Here is a 16868-nt window from a genome sequence, read left to right as displayed (position 1 = left end):
CGGTCGCGCGCGACCGTTTGCGGTCGCCGCGTTTTCGGCCGCCGCTAGCGGCAGACAGTTAGTTGCACTTCAATCTCACAGCACGAAGCTTACGCCGGGCGCGCCACGCCCGCTGCGTCGAGCGCACCGTCGACCGCGGCGGCGAGCCGCTCGACGAGCGTGTCGATGTTCTGCTCCGTGCAGATGAAAGGCGGCGCGAGCAGCACGTGATCGCCGTTGCGCCCGTCCACGGTGCCGCCCATCGGATAGACCATCAGGCCGCGCGCGAACGCCTCGCGCTTGATCGCCGCGTGCAGCTTCAGCGCCGGGTCGAAGGTCGCCTTCGTGGCGCGGTCCTTCACCAGCTCGACGCCCACGAACAGGCCGCGGCCGCGCACGTCGCCGACGTACGGATGGTCCGCATAACGCTCGCGCAGACGCGCGCGCAGTTGTTCGCCACGGGCGAGCACGTTGTCGAGCAGCTTCTCTTCGGCGATCACGCGCTGCACTTCGAGCGCCGCCGCGCAGGCCGTGGCGTGGCCGATATAGGTGTGGCCGTGCTGGAAGTAGCCGCTGCCGCCCACGATCGTCTCGTAGATGCGCTGGCTCACGAGCGTCGCGCCGATCGGCTGGTAGCCTGCGCCCAGGCCCTTCGCGATCGTCAGCAGATCCGGCGCAACGCCGTCCTCCTCGCAGGCGAACAGATAGCCGGTGCGGCCCATGCCCGACATGATCTCGTCGAGGATCAGCAGCACGCCGTAGCGGTCGCACACCGCGCGGATCTTGCGGAAGTAGTCGCGCACGGGCGGCACCGCGCCGGCCGTTGCGCCCACCACGGTTTCCGCGACGAAGGCCGCAACCGTTTCGGGACCGAGTTCGAGAATCTTCTGCTCGAGTTCGTCGGCAAGACGCTGCGCGTAGGCCTCGTCGGTTTCGCCTGCGTGGCGCTCGCGGTACGCAAAGCACGGGCTCACGTGATGCGATTCGATCAGGATCGGCAGAAACGGCTCACGGCGCCACGCATTGCCGCCAATCGCGAGCGCGCCGAGTGTGTTGCCGTGATAGCTCTGGCGGCGCGCGATGAAGTGCCGGCGCGCAAGCTCCCCCTGCTCCACGAAGTACTGGCGCGCGAGCTTGAGCGCGGCCTCGATCGCCTCCGAACCGCCCGACACGAAGTACACATGGTCGAGCCCCTTGGGCGCGGCGGCGATGAGGTAATCGGCGAGTTGCTCCGAGGCCTCTGTCGTGAAGAACGAGGTGTGCGCGTACGGCAGTTGCTGCGCCTGACGCTTGATCGCGTCGATCACGCGCTGGTTGCTGTGGCCGAGGCATGAAACCGCGGCGCCGCCGCTTGCGTCGATGTAGCGCTTGCCGGTGGAGTCGATGATTTCGATGCCTTCGCCCGCCACCGCGACGGGCAAGGTTTGCTTTGGCATCCTGTGAAACACCTTGGTCATATGGGTCCTCGATGAAGTCCGTGAATGATTAGCGGGTTGCGCCGTCCACATTGCGCGCGTTCGAATCGATAAAACGGCCGAGCACGCGCTCGCCGCCCTGCCAGACGTCGAACGCCACGCCGCGCGGCTCGATGCGCATGCAGGCGGTCGCGAGCGTGTTCTCGTCGTCGGGGTCGTGCGGGTCGTCGCGGAAGATCGGCAGGCCGGCGCCCGCCCGATCCTGCAGCACCTGCACGAAAGCTGCGCCGTCGGGCTGCGCGCCAAGCGCGGGCAACAGTTCGGCGAGACGGATCTGGCGATCGCGCGACGAGTCGGTGACGATCTGCGCCTCGTGCTCGCAGCCTTCGTGGATGAGATGATTCGCGTGGCCCGAAGGCGTGCTCACCTCTTGTGCCGAAGCGCGCTGCGCCGTCGCTTCGACGCTAACCACACGCACCTCGCCCGCCTCGTCGGTCCCGCCGATCGTGTGGTGGAAGCCGCTCGCGCGCGGCGTGTCGCGCAGCAGCGCGAGCGCATCTTCCAGCGTGGCGCAATCGAGCACGGCACGCGCCAGAATCATGCGCGGCACGCCTACGCGCGGCTCGCGGATGCGCACGTTGTTGATCGCTTGCGCAAGTCCCGCGCGTGTGGCTGCGAAGGTATGCCCCGGCAGCGAACCTGGGTAGTAGAAGCTCACGAAACCGGGCTTTCCTTCAGGTTCGACCTCGACCACGCTGCAGCGGCCATGCAGCCAGGGGTCGCCGTCTTCGTTGTGCGCAATGAGGCCCGCGCCCGGGGTGCACGATGCAAGCGTCGTGCAGCCGTCCGGCGCGTTATGGATCAGCTCGCCGCGGCAATTCCAGAGAAACAGGTCGTCCGCGGACCAGTCGAGCGCCTGGGCCATTGCGTCGATTTCCGCGACGTAGGCCGGGAAATGCCGCACGGCTGCGGCGCGCAACTGCTGCGCGAATGGACTGCCGCGCCAGCGGCTCACCGCCTGCCAGGCGCTGCTTTGCGCCATGTAGCCCGCAAACATCGGCTTCACGTGTGCGCCTAGCTGCCGGCCGATCGCCTCCGGCGAGCCGGCCGCGCCGAGGGCCGCGCCCCGGAATGTCTTGAGTTCCTGCATCTGTTTCTCGCTTTTGCTACCGATGGGCCTACCTCTTCCTATAGTGCGCTTTATACGCCTCAACAACATATGTTGTCAATTTAAATATCGGTTACAACAAATGCGATAGATACGGACGAGACAAAACCGGATGCCGTCTCACAACGGCATCCAGCTGCGGGAAAACAGGCGTGAAATGGCGCGGAAATGCCGGGGCGGCGCTCAGGGCACGTAAGCGCCGCGTGCATTCAGGGAACGCTCGGCCTGTTCGAGTTGCGCGATCGCGCCCGAGCCTTCGAGCGCCAGCAGATGGGCGACGAGCGACTCGGCTAGGGCCGTCGCAGCGACGAGCGAAGGGAAAAACGACGGGCTTTCGTGCGTGAAGATCAGCGCCTTGTCGGCGTTCAGCGCAATGGGCGAGACGGCGCTGTCGGTAATCGCGATCAGGCGGCTGCCTTTGGCGAGCGCGGCCTCGGCCACGCGCACCGCCTCGACCGAATATGGTGCGAAGCTGACAACAATCGTTGCGCTGTCGCGCTCGATGCCGAGCAACTGCATCTCCAGCGTGCCCGCCTCGCCGCCCAGCAAGGAAACCGAAGGCCGGAACAGCCGGTAACCGTAGACGAGCCCGAACGCCACCGCATAGCACGAGCGAAAGCCCGCCACGTGCACGTGCTTCGCGCGGCGCAACACGCGCGCCGCCTCGACCATCGAGCGGGTGTTGTGCGCGGCGCTCGCCTCCAGATTGTGCTGTTGCGCCACGAGCAGGTCGCGCGCCAGGCCGTCCTTCGCATGGCCCGCCACGAGCGAGCGGGCCCGCGAGGAAAGCGGCTCCGGCCGCGTGCGCACGCGCGCGACGAACAGGTCCCGCAGCTCGTTCCAGCCCGGAAAGCCCAGTTGCTGGGAAAGCCGCACGAGCGAAGCGGGCTGCACCCGGGCGCGCTCGGCCACTTTGCGCATGGACGAGACGGCCACTTCGTCGGGATGGTCGAGCAGGAAGGCAGCGCCGGTCTGGAACTGCGGGCTCAAGTCGGAGAAACGCGCGCGGATCAGCGCGGCGAGCTGGTCGAAACTGTCTGGCATGCGTCGCTCGGGCAGTGGGTGACAACAAATGTTACCACCGGTGTTGCCGGATGTTGCAAGTCGGGACAGATGATGTGGCGCATGCCGACCGAAGCGGGCTCCATCGAGGAGCCCGCGTACTTCATAAATGGAGGAGCCGGCTCAAGTCTGCTTACCCCACAGATCGTCGATCGCGCGGATCGCCAGCAAGTATCCGTTCGCTCCCGCCCCGCAAATTACCGCTGTGACCGCCACCGAAATCGTCGAGTGACGATATTCCTCCGAGCGTTGATGAATATTGGTGATATGCAATTCCACGACTGGCCGGCGGATGAGCTTGACTGCGTCGAGCACCGGAATGCGACCGAATGAAAAGCCGGCCGGATTGATAATCAGCGCGGCGTCCTGCAGGAACGCTTCCTGAATCCAGTCGATCAACTCGCTTTCGCTGTTCGTTTGACGAAATACGCAGTCGAACTTGAGAGCGTCGGCGAGCGTGAGGCAATTCTGTTCGATGTCCTTCAGCGTAGTGCTGCCATAAAGATGGGGCTCCCTCGCGCCCAGCATGTTCAGGTTGGAGCCGTTGAGGATGTAGAGTTTGCGCGTCATGGTGTCAATGTGTAGAAGAACGATCCAAAGCCGTGTCTTTGGTTTCCCGGGATATTGCGATCATCAGGAAGGAGATCAGGTTCAGCGAGCCGCAAACCGCTACGATGGCCCACGGGGAACCGTGAAAGGCATTGAGCAGCGCCACGGCGACGATGGGCATCGGGCCGCCGGTGAGCAGGTTGGCCCCCGAGTACGACAGTGCGGACCCCGTGTAGCGCGCCTCGGTCGGGAATGACTCGGCGAACCAGACCGGCTGGATGCCGCTCTGGAACTGCGTGAAGCCGAGGAAGGCGCCCATCACCGCCATCGTCATGGCGATCGAGTTGTGGTTGAGGATCGGAAAGTAAATCAGGCAGCAGATCAGCGTGCAGGACGAACCGATCATCAGCGCACGTCTGCGTCCGATCCGGTCGCTCAGATAGCCGCCCGCCAGCGCGCCCACGATGGCGCAGACATTCGCCACCATCAGCAGCATGAAACCGGTCTGCTTAGGTACGCCGAGGTGTTTCGTCAGGTAGCTGAGCGAGAAGACCACGATCAGATAAAACAGTGCGGCCGGGCCGCAGAAGAACAGCGTCAGGCGAAGCGCCGTGCGCCAGTGATATTTAAAGACGGTGCCGAGCGGATTGGCGGCGCGCGTGGATGCGCCAGTCCTCTTGAGCGCCTCGAAGGCCGGTGTCTCGCTCACCTTCCTGCGGATGTAGATGCCCAGCAGCACCAGCACAAAGCTCGCGAGAAACGGGACTCGCCATCCCCAGCTATCGAAGTCGTCCGACGAAAGCAACGCGGCCAGCGTAAAGAGCGCGAAATTGGCGAGAATCTGGCTGAGCGGCGAACAAATGCCAAGCAGACCTGAATACCAGCCACGCCGGTTCGCGGATGCATGCTCCACCGCCATCAGTTGCGCGCCGGTCGATTCGCCGCCCAGCGCGAAACCCTGAATGATGCGCAGCGACACCAGCAACGTCGGCGCAAGGATGCCAACCTGGTGGTAAGTGGGCAGCAAGCCCATCAGGAATGATGACGCGCCCATCACCGACACGGTGATCAGCATCAGTTTGCGGCGTCCCCAACGGTCACCGAGCATCCCGCAGATCACCGCGCCGAGCGGGCGGGCGGCCAATCCTGCCCAGAAACTTGCCAGCGACGCGAGCAGCGAAGCGGTCGGGTCGAGCGACGGGAAAAACAGCTTGGGAAAGATCGTGGCCGCGACCACGCCATACAGCGCGAAGTCGAACCATTCGAGCGCTGTACCGACGGTTGCCCCCGCTACCGCCCGACGCGCCATCAAGTGAGCCTGCGCAGACCGTCCTTCCGCGGCGAGGTCCGAATCAGCAAAAAATGACATGTTGTCTCCTGAATTCTCGATATGTCGTAGCGTTCGTTTCTGGCGACGAACAGGTGCTATTGTTTGTGCTCTACAGGCGAGGCGTTCCGCACCGGAACTGCATTTCATAATATGGATATTGGCGAAAGATGTCGCTTAGAAACGGCCTGAGAATTCTCGATTTGCTGGCGTCGCAAGGCGAAGGTGCGGGCCTCGTGGCCATTGCCGATGCCTTGTCGCTGCCGCGCAGCACCTGCCACCGCCTGCTCGCCGAACTCGTTGAAAGCGGGTATGTCAGGCAACGGGTCGATCACAGCCGCTACATTCTGACAATGCGGATGACGTCGAACGGACTCGAATTCCTGAGCCTCACGGGCATCGCTGATATCGCCCAGCCGATCATCGAACGCGTGGCTGCACAGACGGGCGAACTCGCGCGGCTGTCGCTGGTGGATGGCGAAGCGATCATCTGGGTCGGCAAGGCGGACGGACAACGCACCGGCTTTCGCTACGATCCCGACATGGGCCAGGCGGCACAACTTTCCTGCACGGCGACCGGACACGCATGGCTCATGACGATGACCGACGAACAGGCGGCCGCGCTCGTCTTGAAGCAAGGCTTCGGACAGCCGAATGAGTTCGGACCCAATGCGCCGACGACGCTCAAAGCGCTGCTCGGTTTCGTGCATGCGGCGCGCGTGCGCGGCTACGCGATGATCGACGAGGTATTTGCCCCGCGCATGTCGGCAGTGGCCACGCCCGTGGTGAGCGGCTCGCGCTGCGTCGGCGTCATCAGCCTGGCCGGTCCTCGGGTACGACTAACGACCGGGAAAATTCACCAGTACTCGGGACTGCTACGCGAGGCTGCCAATGAGTTGGCCCAGTTGAGCAATATGGCGGGATTCTCACATCGGCCGCCGCTCGGAAAGGGATGAGAACGCGGAATTCAGTCAATATTTAAAAAATATCTAAAGTCGCACTGAAATGCAACCGTAATACAGCCGGGTACCAGCGTCGGCATGCAGCTTCCTGCCCTACCCAATATCAATTCACTGTCAAAGGATCCTGCTATGTCCGTGTCATCTGCAAGCAGTCTGAACTCCGCCTACCAGGCCTATTCCAGCTTTGCGCAGAAGAAAAACTCCGCTTCGTCCGATTCCCCCGACGCCGCCACCCTCAAAGGGCTGACGACTCGACAGGTGGTGACGGCCGTTAATACCGCCACCGGCGCGAGCGAAACTCAAACACTGCAAGCGACGCCGCTTGCCGTTGCATGGGCGCCCCAGATGTTCGTACAGGGTGACACGAACAATGACGATTCCCTGTCACTTGAAGAGTTTCAGGCCCAACTCTCACGAGCCGGCGTAGCGGCCGACGCCGCAAAGCAGCTTTTCAAGAGCTTCGACACATCCGACGATGGTCAGGTGTCGCTGACTGAGTTTGTCGACGGCGTGAGCACGAGTATCAAGAGCGGAAGCCAGGTGTTCAACGACCTCATGGATTCCTATACGAGGGATGCGAACGGGAATCTGGACCAAACCGCCACCGACAACTTCCTCAGCGCCGGGGTGGCAAAAGCGACGGCTTTTTGGCAAAACCTCAGTCGGTGAACTGGTGTTTGCCGCGGTAGTGTCGTCGCGAGCCGTCAAGTCGCGGAGTAAGCCCGAAGCTCCGTCTCGCTTCGGGCTGAATCAGGATCGTCGATAGAGTGAATTGCCTCGATGGCTCGCACGTAGTCTTCAGGCAAATTCGCCTCCCTTGCGCCCACCAATACATGCTGCTTGTACCAATGGTAGGGCTGAAGGCCGGGCTGCTTTTTCGTAGCGACGTAGGTCAGTGCATACACTCCGCCGGTCGAGGTTTCGACCCGGACACTCAAAGGCTCGTAACCCTTACCCGCTCCTTCGAATGTGTCGAGCGCCTCCCGTTCGCCACGCACGACCGAGAAAATGACGCCATAGACTCTGTCACCGACGTTTCCCGTATGCTCACAATCGCATTTTCCCGAGCCGTCCTTCTTGCTCAATTTGTCGAACGCGAGTTTGTAGCCTGTCACGAACCCCGTGGTGACGACCCTCGCTGACGGCAGCCTCACGACGAGGCGTCGTACCGACATGTTGGAGCCGTACGCGAAATAGGTAAATTCGCTGCTCGAGTGCATAGCTGGGATTGCCCTCGCGACAACTGCAGTGGGACATAACGCACGGCAAGCCACCTGCAACGCCTTCCCACACGGCGGCACGGTATTAGCGTCAATACGTGTTCAACGAAAGCGGAATCGGAACATGAATGTAACCACCGTCCACGTCGCCGTAAGCAAATGTGCGCCCCTCGACCAGGTATCTCGCGGTCAGCGCACACAGCGCGGCGTCGAAGTCGTCGATCGATTTCAAGCCAGAGGCGTCGATCATAGCGCTTTCCAGGACTTCAGGCCGCTGCCGGCGCTTCTCCTTCGCAGACGTCCCCGCCTTGCCGCGCAGGGCACAGGTCACGGCATGGGGAAACGTTTCGAAGCTGACACGCCCGCCCTGGAAATCGCGAGATGACAGCAGCGGATAGTCGGAAGAAAAGGCCTGGTAAATGGCTTCTCCGTTGAACATCCACCGGTAGAAGCGACTGGGGTTTTCATCGGCCCGCTTTCGGGTTGGCGTGGCAAAGGAAAAGATGCGTTGATGCGCAAGCTCGCGTTCCGCACGCCGCCCTTCGCCTTCGACACCCCATCGGCAAGGCGCGTCGATCCCGACGGCCTGGACGTCATACTCGAGGCACGCTTGCAGCATCTCCTGTGGGGTTTTCGTGTCGGCAGGCCGGAAAGCACGGCTGCCCTCCAGAATGACCAGATGGCAGCCCTTCTTGTCACCGCCCACGTCGATGCCAGCAACCGTCCGTGTGTTCACGCGGTCCCCGCCACGAGTAACAAGCGCTGAACCGGGCTGGAAGCAGGCTTCCGGAGCCCGGCGCGTGCCACTCAGGCCGCAGCGGCCGTGCTCGCAGCTTCAGTGGCCGCCGCAGGCGCAGCGGCTTCGACGGGCGCCGGTGATTTCACCACGAGCTTCGGCGCACGGGCCTTTCGGACGACCGGTGATTTCGCCGCTGCGCCGTTCTTCGGCGCAGCTTTCCGTGCCGGCGATGCCGCCGCCTTCACAGACACCTTCTTGACAGCGGCCTTTTTCGTTGCAGCGTTCTTTTTTGCAGCGGCTTTCTTCGCTGCCGGCGCCTTGGCCGTCTTCGCTGCAGGCTCAGCCTTTTCGATCAAAAACTTCGACCGGTCCTTCGCGCCGGCGAGCCATGCCGGTGCGATGCCACGACCGGACCACGTCGCGCCGGTTTTCGGGTCGCGATATTTCGGCGGCTGCGGTCCGCGCACATAGTTACCTGCCTTAGGCGATTTCACAGCAGCGGCCGATTTCGGCGCCGCGCCTGCAATCAGAAACTTGCTGCGGTCCTTTGCATTTGCAATCCACGCGGGAGCACGACCGTGGCCGGTCCAGGTCGCGCCGGTTTTGGGATCGCGATATTTCGCTGCCGACGAGCCCTGCTTCGCGGCAACCGTCTTTCCCGGCTTGCGGCCGCGCCGTTTGCCGACAAATGCCTCAATGTCGGCAACCGTCACGGCATGCTTGTCCATCAGGCCGCGAATCTTCTCGAGTACCGCCGACGATTTCGTTGTGGCCAGCGATTCTGCTTGAGCCTGCAGCTTTGCGATTCTTGCCTGAATCGATTGGAGCGTAGCCATTCGTGGAATTCCTTTGATAAGTTAGTTTTTTCCACTATGCCACATCGGACGACGAATACAACATTTGGTGTCGAATTAGTTTGCGCCAGGCAGTGAGAAACATTACTTTCTATTTCAAGATCGATAAGTTGTCTGACTGTCGGCGTGGAAGTGCCGTCGTGTTTTTCGCCCCTTCACTTCAATTCAGCGTGCTCTTACCCGCTATGCGAAGGCTGGCGGGTACACGAATTGACCATAGGAATATCAATAGGCTCTCGCGATACCTCATACTCGCGACAAACCATCGGAGATTGGTCGGCGACCTGTTGCGTGCAACCGGCGACGCAAATCCCGTTGGCACGAGACAACTCCGTCTTCTATCTGCTATTTGCTGAAGGAAGTTAGCGGCGCGGCCGCGTTCGGCAGGACACTGTCTAAACATACAGTGCCTTGTGTGGCCGATGAGCATGATGAAGGCCGCACCGCTCGCGCCCGGTGCGATTCTCCTGCCTTCAAAGTGCGCGCAGAATAGACGAGTGCTGCGAATGCCGCGTCAGGGCTACGCCTGTCCGATTCTGCTGCCGCAAGACTCGCGCACGATAAGCGGAACCGCCATCATCGAATGCAACTCGTCGGGTCGTTCGCCAGCCATAAGGCGTACCAGCAGGTTAGATGCCTCGCATGCCTGCTCATAAGGCGACGTCCGCATTGTCGTCAGTGGCGGCGTCGCAAAAGCGGCCAGTGGAATATCGTCATATCCGACGACGGCAACGTCATCAGGTATGTGTAAGCCAGCCTTGCGCAATGCGGCCATCGCACCGAATGCGACGGTGTCGTTGCCTGCAAACAGTGCGGTGAAGGATGGACCGCGCTCGAGCATTGCGTTCATGGCGTCGTAACCGCTTTGTGCGTTGAAGTTCGCGAATCCGACACACTCGGCTTCCAGGCCGAGACCGAACTCCCGCATGGCGTCGCGATACCCGTAGAGGCGCTCCGTGACCCCGTGGTACTCATCGGACGCAAACCCGAGGTAGGCGACTCGCTTGTGCCCAAGCGCGAGAAGATGCCGCGTTGCGACGCGCGAGGCTTCGCGCATGTCGACGTCGATGCTATAGATGTTCGCGTGTTCGGCAAGCTTCGATCCGAAGACCACAAGTGGAAAGCCTTCGGACGCGAGACGCGCGAGGTGGACATCATCGGAGCGCGGCGTATTGATGGCAATGAGTCCGTCGATACGGCGGCTGTCGACGAGCTCGATGAAGCTGCCACCCGAACGTCCCGTCTCGATGATCGGCTCGAATATCACCTTGTATCCGTGCGCGTGACAGGTGTCGTTCACGCCCGCAAGCATGCGTGGAATGAACGCATCGACCTTCAGGTGTTCGCTATGCGGCGTCACGAGCGCCACAGTGCGGGTTGCGCCGCTCACCAGCGAACGCGCAGCCGCGTTTGGCACATAGCCCAACTGACGGGCCGCGTTCAGCACGCGTTCGCGCGTCTCCTCGCTGATTCCCATGTGCGGGACATCGTTGAGAACAAAGGAGACCGTTGTGCGCGAGACGCCCGCTAGCTTTGCGACCTGGCTGCTTGTCACTCTCGTTGTGGTGATTTTCGGGCTCATTTTTATATGCACAACCGGGGCGGCGCATGGCGCACACGCGAATGCGTTGCGCTGAACTTGCGCATCAGTTCCCGACTCCGCCATGCACGCGCCTCGACAGACTCTCGGGAAGCCAGTGGCGATGCGCGTCGAGCAAATCGTCGACCAGCGCGACGATCTGCTCGACATCCAGTTCCGCCGCCGTATGCGGATCCAGCATCGCGGCATGATAAACGTGATCGCGGCGTCCCGTGAGCGCTGCCTCGACCGTCAACTCCTGCACGCCAATATTCGTGCGCATCAATGCAGCAAGCTGGGGCGGCAACGGGCCGATATGGGTCGGTTGCACGCCATTCGCATCGACGAGACAGGGGACCTCGACGCAGCATCCTTGCGGCAAGTTATCGATGAGCGCGGTATTGGGCACGTTGCCATAGATCACGTTGCGCGTGCCGGACGCTATCGAGTGGATAATCGTCGCCCCGAATTCCTGCGAGCGCGTCATCGTGCGCAGACCTTCGAGACGCGCCACCGCATCATCATGACGCTTGTCCATGACCTTGAACCGCTGCGCGAGTAACGTGGCTCGCAAGCCCTCCGGGTCCTGCGACCCCGGCTCACGAAGTTCTCGTTCCAGGCACTCCCTCGAAGCTTCATAGACCTCGCAGCGGCCGAGATATTCGTCCACTGGAATATTGAACCTCTCGAGCAGGTCATCGCGTCCGCGCTTGATGAACCACGGCACATATTCACTAAAATGTTCGCTCGACTCCGTCGGAAAATAGCCGAGCCGATGAAGCATCTCGTATCGGACGCGATTTGAGTCGGGGACACGCCCTTCCGCTCGCACCCGCTGCAGCGCAGGATAGAGATCTTCGCCGCGCCGCCCAAAGGTCAGGAAGAACGCCATGTGATTGATGCCGGCGCACGTGTAGCGGACCTCATCGAACGGCACGCCGATGTCCTTCGCGAGCTCCGCCGCGGTGGCCTGCACGCTATGACATAGCCCGATCGTGTGGATCGACGACGCGCGGCTCATCGCCCAACACACGATCGCCATGGGATTCACGTAGTTCAGATGCAAGGCATCGGGACAGACGCGCTCCATCTCTGCGAGCAATTCGAGCATTACCGGAATGGTGCGCAGCCCTCGCATGATCCCGCCGATGCCGATGGTGTCACCGATCGTTTGCTCGAGTCCGTAGCGCTTCGGAATCTCGAAGTCGATCACGGTGGCTGGCTTATAGCCGCCTACTTGAATCAGATTCAGCACGTAGTCGGCGCCATCGAGCGCGCGTGCGCGATCGGTCGTCGCCACAATCTGGGGACTCGCCTGCAATTGTCCCGCCACCCTGCTCGCAACGAGCGCTGAGAGTTCCAACCGGCGCTCATCGATATCGTGCAGGGCAATGCTCGCGTCCGCGAGTTCCGGATAGCTGAAAATGTCGCCGAGCAGATTGCGCGCGAATACCGTGCTACCCGCTCCGATCAAGGCGATCTTGACTGGCTGTCTCGATGGCATGCACGTCTACTCCGTTGTGTGCGCCTGGGTGAGCGCGCGTGACTCAATCGCCCTGGTGTCGCGCGACCGCGTTAACCTTCTCATTGGCCTCTTTGAGCGCTGTGGCGGCATCGGCGCGGCCCAGGAAAATGGATTCAATGGTCGCATCCATGATCGCGTCGATCTGCGCGGCGCCCGTTGCGACGGGAGGCTGGTATGTCGTTGCCTGCCTCATATCGAGGAAGGCCTGGGTATCGATATTGCGTTTCGCATGAACGTCGACCGTGATCCGGTCGAGGCCCTGTATTGCCGGAAACACGACGCCAGTCTGTGCAACGATCTTCTGGCAAGTCGCTGAACCCAGGAACCTGACCCACTTCCACGACTCTTCCCGATGCGCACTGCCGCTCCAGATCGAGTCCGCCAGCCCGTTGAACATGGTCGCGCGCGCGGCCGGACCTTTGGGTAGCACCGCGTATCCGACCTCGAATCTGGCGTTCTGTGCGTACCAGTTGACCATCCACGAGCCGTCGCTCACCATTGCTACCTTCCCCGCGGCAAGCATGGCCGAACTTCCCAGCTTGCTGGCTTCTTCGAAGGGCGCCGAATAGCCCTTCTTCATCAGGCGTACGATCCATTCAAGCGTGCGCGCCAGCCGCGGATCGTCGTAGTAATAGTGAGTGGTCCAGGGGCCATCGTTATATCTGAAGCCCTCGGACACCGCAAACGCGCTCCATTCGGTCTGCCCCATCATGCCGCCCGCCCGTCCGATCTGATACCCGCGCACCTTGACGTGCTGCGCGTCGAACTGCTTCGAATCTCCGCGATTGCCGTTGGCGTCGATCGTCAGCCGCGCGATTGCCTTCCCGAATGTACCGCCGTCCCGGTCATTCCATGTCCAGCCCGAGATCGCTGCCGGGTCGATGCCCGCATCCTTGAACATCTGCTTGTTGTAGACCAGCGCTACGGTATCCCAGTCCTTCGGCAAGCCGTATTGATGTCCGTTCCTCGACCAGTTCAACAGCAATGCGGGATAGAAACCGCCAGTCGCGACCTTGTCGCGCTGGATGTACGGAGCCAGATCGACGAGTTGCCCGTTGGTGACCATCTCTGGATATTTCATCAAGTGATTGGCGAATACATCGGGCGCCGTGCCTGACACGAACTGCGTCGTGAGCACCGTCCAATAGTCGGACCATCCGACTTGCGAGATCCTGATATGGATTCCGGGGTTCTCTTTCTCGAACTGCGTGGCACACGCCTGATAGGCAGGTCGCTGATTCGCATCCCAGAGCGCGTACCTGATTTCGACGGTGCCAGCCGCATGCGCGACGATCGCCGTGGCCATCGCGGTAAACACCGCAACGACCTGCGGGATCGGATATCGCCTGCTGCGGAACGAAGGAATCTTCATATGCGCGTCCGGACTCGAAGCCACTCATTCTTTGCCGCCCGCCTGTCGACCACATAGCGCCCGAAAGCAATCAACAAGGCAAGCATCGGAAGAGCGGCCAGACATGCGGCAGCCATCAGGCCGGTCCAGTCGGGAGCGCCCTGGGGCGCTTGCGACTTGAACGCCTGCAAGGCAACGGTCAGTACCTGCATGTCGTCGGCGTTCGCCACGATGAACGGCCAAAGGAATTCATTCCAGGCATTGACGGCCGATAGAATCGCGACGGTCGCAATCGGCGCCCAACTGACCGGAAGCACGATGCTCCAGAATATCTTCCAGTGCGATGCCCCATCGAGCAGCGCTGCCTCCTCCAGCTCGCGAGGAATCGACAAGAATGCCTGGCGGAGAAAGAAGATCGCGAACGCCCATACAAGGAAAAACGGCGCCACCATGCCTGCATAGGTGTTGAGCCAACCTAGTTCCTTGATCAGAATGAAGTTTGGAATGAACAGAACGATATTCGGCAGCATCAAGGAGACGAGGAACAGTGCAAACAACGACTCGCGCGCCCGGAAACGCAAGCGCGCGAAAGCATAGCCGGCCATGGCGCTGAACACGACCTGACCGATTACGACCAGCCCCGTAAAGATCGCCGAATTCAGCAATGCTCTCAGGAAATCGATGTTGCCGCCCGATCCCCCATCGGCAAGCGCGATGTCGTCGTTCACCCATCCAAGGGCGCGACGAAAGTTCTCCAGCGTGAATGCCGGAGACAACCATTTTCCCGTTGACGTATACACATCAGTGGGCGGTGTCAGCGCGGTGCGCAGGACCATCAGGAGCGGAACCACCGTCACGGCGATCATCGCCGCGAGCACACACCAGGCAAGCACTCGCCCCATGCTGATATGCCGTACGTGTGTTGGCGCAGCGACCGCGTGATCGAGCGCGCCGAGATCGGAACTCAAGAGAGCAAGCTCAGACTCGCTTGCACGAAAAAGCCGCATCTGCACCACGGTGTACACGGCCATGATGGACAGCAATGCGATCGACATGGCGCACGCATAGCCCATCCTGTGGAACCTGAACGCGTTTTCGTAGATGTAGTAGACGATCACGCGCGTCGAGCTGGCCGGCCCGCCATGTGTCGCCACGGCGACCGTGTCGAAGATCTGGAACGCACCGGTCATGCTCGTAACGATCACGAACAACATCACGGGCCGCAGCAGCGGAACCGTAATTCTGCGAAACAGCTGCCATTCGCCGGCGCCATCCAGTATTGCTGCCTCGTAAAGGCAGCGGGGAATGCGCTGCATGCCGGCCAGAAACAGCAACGCGACCATGCCTGTATATCGCCACGTATTGACGGCCGCGACTGTGGCGAGCGCCTCGACCGGTGAGCCGAAGAATGACCGGTTTGCAAGGCCGATTGCCCCGAGCAACGCATTGATCCAACCGAGCATTGGGTCGAGGAGCCATACCCACATCAGCGCGACGAGCACATTGGAGAGAAGAAATGGCAACAGCACGATCGCGCGGATTGCAATCGCTCCACATAGACGGTCCATCAGCACGGCGAGCAGCAGCCCGAACGCGGTCTGAAGCGGAATATTCAGGATCACATAGTATGCGGACAGAATCAGTGCGTGCCAGAATTCGCCATCGGTGAGCATTGCGCGATAGTTATCCAGTCCGACGCCGCGTGGTGCAGACATGAGGTTCCAGTCGGTTGCGCTGACACCTATGGCCCTCACCGCTGGCACCAGATAAAACACGACGAGACCGATCAGCGAAGGCAGGATCATCATCCACGCCGTGAGCGCTTCCCCGTTGCGCTGCCGCGTGGATGGACGCACGGTTGCTATCAGCGACCGACCGCTTGTTGCCGGAGCCGTTGCCATGGCATTCCTGAAGATCGCAGGGCTAACGCGCGTTAGCCCTGGATGCAAAAAAAGACGCCTTCGTGCGTCCGTGCATAAAACGCGGCCTTCCTGATGAGGCCTGCATTCAGGCTAGCCAATTCGCGAGGAACATTCAAGTACGGCGAGCGGTAGAGGTCAACGGCACGAGGGGGAGAAGTTTGGGCCGGTCCGGTTTGGGGCGCGTCATTTGCAAACCTCGCGAAGTCGGCTCGCGACGCGAGGAAGGAAATACCACAGGTCCGCGTGAAGATCCATTGCCGATTGCTCGTCGCTCGCGATTTCAAGGCTGAATCGCTCAAAACCCTCTCATTTTCACTCATAGTGACTTCACGGTTGAAAATTGACTAACTCGTGTTAGATTGGTATTGAGTGTTACGCACTTGTAGCGCGCCATCAGCGGAATTCGCACCCGTATTCCGGTAGCACCTCGCATGTTCATATGAATACGTCGCTCGAGGATGGGCGGTTTAGCATCTGAGGAAACCATGACGACGCTTGCCTTTCAGGCACCCGGATTGCCAACCCGGTTCGACGGCTTCCGCGTCGAATTCAGTCCGAAGAACTCAAGTGCCGAAATCGTTCTCGACCGGTCGCCCTTCAACCGGATGTCCCTCAAGCAATGCGAGCAGATACGTCACGTATTCGAGACTCTGGACGCTGACGCGGCCGTCCGCGTGATCGTGCTGCGCGGCGCGGGCGAACACTTCTCCAGCGGGAACTTCAAGCACGAATGTATTGACGTATCGACAGACCATGAGTCGCGGCTCGCGTGGGCGCTGAGCTCACCATCGCGCTGTAGCAAGCCGGTCATTGCCGCAAACAGAGGTTACTGCTTCGGCGCGGCGTTCGAGTTGTCTCTTGCGTGCGACCTTCGGCTCGCCACGGAAACGACACTTTACGGACTTCCCGAGCAAACCACGGGCCGGGTCGTCGGCTTCGAAAGCGCGGCGTGCCTGCGTGGCTTGATCGGCACCGGGCGTACAAAGGACATCGTCATGCGCTCCCGACTGATATGTGGGGTGCAGGCCTATGACTGGGGCATTGCCACTGAATTCGCGATGGACAGCGAACTCGAAGACGCAACGAATGCATTGGTTGGAGAACTGCTCGAGCTGCCGTCCGATCGGCAGCGCGCAGCGAAGAAACTATTGAACAGCGTCGAGGCCGCACAGTTCTCGCTCGGATTTGCGCTCGAGCAGCACGGTTAGCGGTGCAT

Annotated in this window: 15 protein-coding genes; 3 read left to right on the top strand and 12 right to left on the bottom strand. The window is 61.3% G+C overall.

Going from position 1 to position 16868, the window contains the following annotated elements; translation table 11 throughout:
• Nucleotides 1–89 precede the first annotated feature (89 nt).
• The 5 genes from AB4Y35_RS05015 to AB4Y35_RS04995 all read right to left on the bottom strand — a co-directional run bounded on the left by AB4Y35_RS05015 (nt 90) and on the right by AB4Y35_RS04995 (nt 5482).
• On the bottom strand, nt 90–1436 hold the full coding sequence (locus AB4Y35_RS05015; protein ID WP_368703557.1) for an aspartate aminotransferase family protein: 1347 nt from the start codon (nt 1434–1436) through the stop codon (nt 90–92).
• 28 nt (nt 1437–1464) lie between these two features.
• Nucleotides 1465–2544, bottom strand: coding sequence for a C45 family autoproteolytic acyltransferase/hydolase (locus AB4Y35_RS05010; RefSeq protein ID WP_368703556.1), 1080 nt, complete (start codon nt 2542–2544; stop codon nt 1465–1467).
• 201 nt (nt 2545–2745) lie between these two features.
• A complete protein-coding gene (locus AB4Y35_RS05005) occupies nt 2746–3606 on the bottom strand; it encodes a MurR/RpiR family transcriptional regulator (RefSeq protein ID WP_368693060.1) in 861 nt (286 codons plus the stop codon).
• Nucleotides 3607–3747: 141 nt separating this feature from the next.
• Entirely contained in the window at nt 3748–4194 is a 447-nt protein-coding gene (locus AB4Y35_RS05000) for a type II 3-dehydroquinate dehydratase (RefSeq protein WP_368703555.1), read from the bottom strand.
• A 4-nt stretch (nt 4195–4198) separates the two neighbouring features.
• Complete coding sequence (locus AB4Y35_RS04995; RefSeq protein WP_368703554.1) at nt 4199–5482, bottom strand: MFS transporter; 1284 nt, start codon at nt 5480–5482, stop codon at nt 4199–4201.
• A gap of 188 nt (nt 5483–5670) precedes the next feature.
• On the opposite strand from AB4Y35_RS04995, the gene AB4Y35_RS04990 reads away from it, so the two are divergent.
• Both AB4Y35_RS04990 and AB4Y35_RS04985 read left to right on the top strand, forming a co-directional pair.
• Nucleotides 5671–6456: an IclR family transcriptional regulator gene (locus AB4Y35_RS04990; RefSeq protein WP_368699861.1), complete on the top strand. Its 786-nt coding sequence runs from the start codon at nt 5671–5673 to the stop codon at nt 6454–6456.
• Between the two features lie 84 nt (nt 6457–6540).
• Nucleotides 6541–7131: an EF-hand domain-containing protein gene (locus AB4Y35_RS04985; protein WP_368703553.1), complete on the top strand. Its 591-nt coding sequence runs from the start codon at nt 6541–6543 to the stop codon at nt 7129–7131.
• 35 nt (nt 7132–7166) lie between these two features.
• Here AB4Y35_RS04985 and AB4Y35_RS04980 read toward each other — a convergent pair whose 3' ends face one another.
• The 7 genes from AB4Y35_RS04980 to AB4Y35_RS04950 form a co-directional block, all read right to left on the bottom strand.
• Complete coding sequence (locus AB4Y35_RS04980; protein ID WP_368687009.1) at nt 7167–7682, bottom strand: gamma-glutamylcyclotransferase family protein; 516 nt, start codon at nt 7680–7682, stop codon at nt 7167–7169.
• A 91-nt stretch (nt 7683–7773) separates the two neighbouring features.
• The gene (locus AB4Y35_RS04975; RefSeq protein WP_368699859.1) at nt 7774–8418 is read right to left on the bottom strand and encodes a DUF429 domain-containing protein; all 645 of its coding nucleotides are present in this window, start codon (nt 8416–8418) and stop codon (nt 7774–7776) included.
• 71 nt (nt 8419–8489) lie between these two features.
• Nucleotides 8490–9257 carry an H-NS family nucleoid-associated regulatory protein gene (locus AB4Y35_RS04970; RefSeq protein WP_368703552.1) on the bottom strand — a complete coding sequence of 256 codons (768 nt, stop codon included), beginning with the start codon at nt 9255–9257 and terminating at the stop codon, nt 8490–8492.
• A 538-nt stretch (nt 9258–9795) separates the two neighbouring features.
• Nucleotides 9796–10857: a LacI family DNA-binding transcriptional regulator gene (locus AB4Y35_RS04965; protein ID WP_368703551.1), complete on the bottom strand. Its 1062-nt coding sequence runs from the start codon at nt 10855–10857 to the stop codon at nt 9796–9798.
• A gap of 64 nt (nt 10858–10921) precedes the next feature.
• Complete coding sequence (locus AB4Y35_RS04960) at nt 10922–12358, bottom strand: alpha-glucosidase/alpha-galactosidase (protein ID WP_368703550.1); 1437 nt, start codon at nt 12356–12358, stop codon at nt 10922–10924.
• A gap of 43 nt (nt 12359–12401) precedes the next feature.
• Nucleotides 12402–13751, bottom strand: a complete 1350-nt coding sequence (locus tag AB4Y35_RS04955; protein ID WP_368703549.1) for a sugar ABC transporter substrate-binding protein — start codon at nt 13749–13751, stop codon at nt 12402–12404.
• Entirely contained in the window at nt 13748–15631 is a 1884-nt protein-coding gene (locus AB4Y35_RS04950) for an ABC transporter permease subunit (protein WP_368703548.1), read from the bottom strand. Before AB4Y35_RS04950 ends, AB4Y35_RS04955 begins: the two co-directional genes overlap by 4 nt.
• Nucleotides 15632–16137: 506 nt before the next feature.
• On the opposite strand from AB4Y35_RS04950, the gene AB4Y35_RS04945 reads away from it, so the two are divergent.
• Nucleotides 16138–16860 (top strand): enoyl-CoA hydratase/isomerase family protein, encoded by a 723-nt coding sequence (locus AB4Y35_RS04945; RefSeq protein ID WP_368699853.1) that lies wholly within the window; start codon nt 16138–16140, stop codon nt 16858–16860.
• Nucleotides 16861–16868: the final 8 nt, after the last annotated feature.

Source organism: Paraburkholderia sp. EG286A, from assembly GCF_040965375.1.
Classification (GTDB): Bacteria; Pseudomonadota; Gammaproteobacteria; order Burkholderiales; family Burkholderiaceae; genus Paraburkholderia.
The sequence above is the reverse complement of the archived record's forward strand: the minus strand, read 5'-3'. Positions and strand labels throughout refer to the sequence as shown.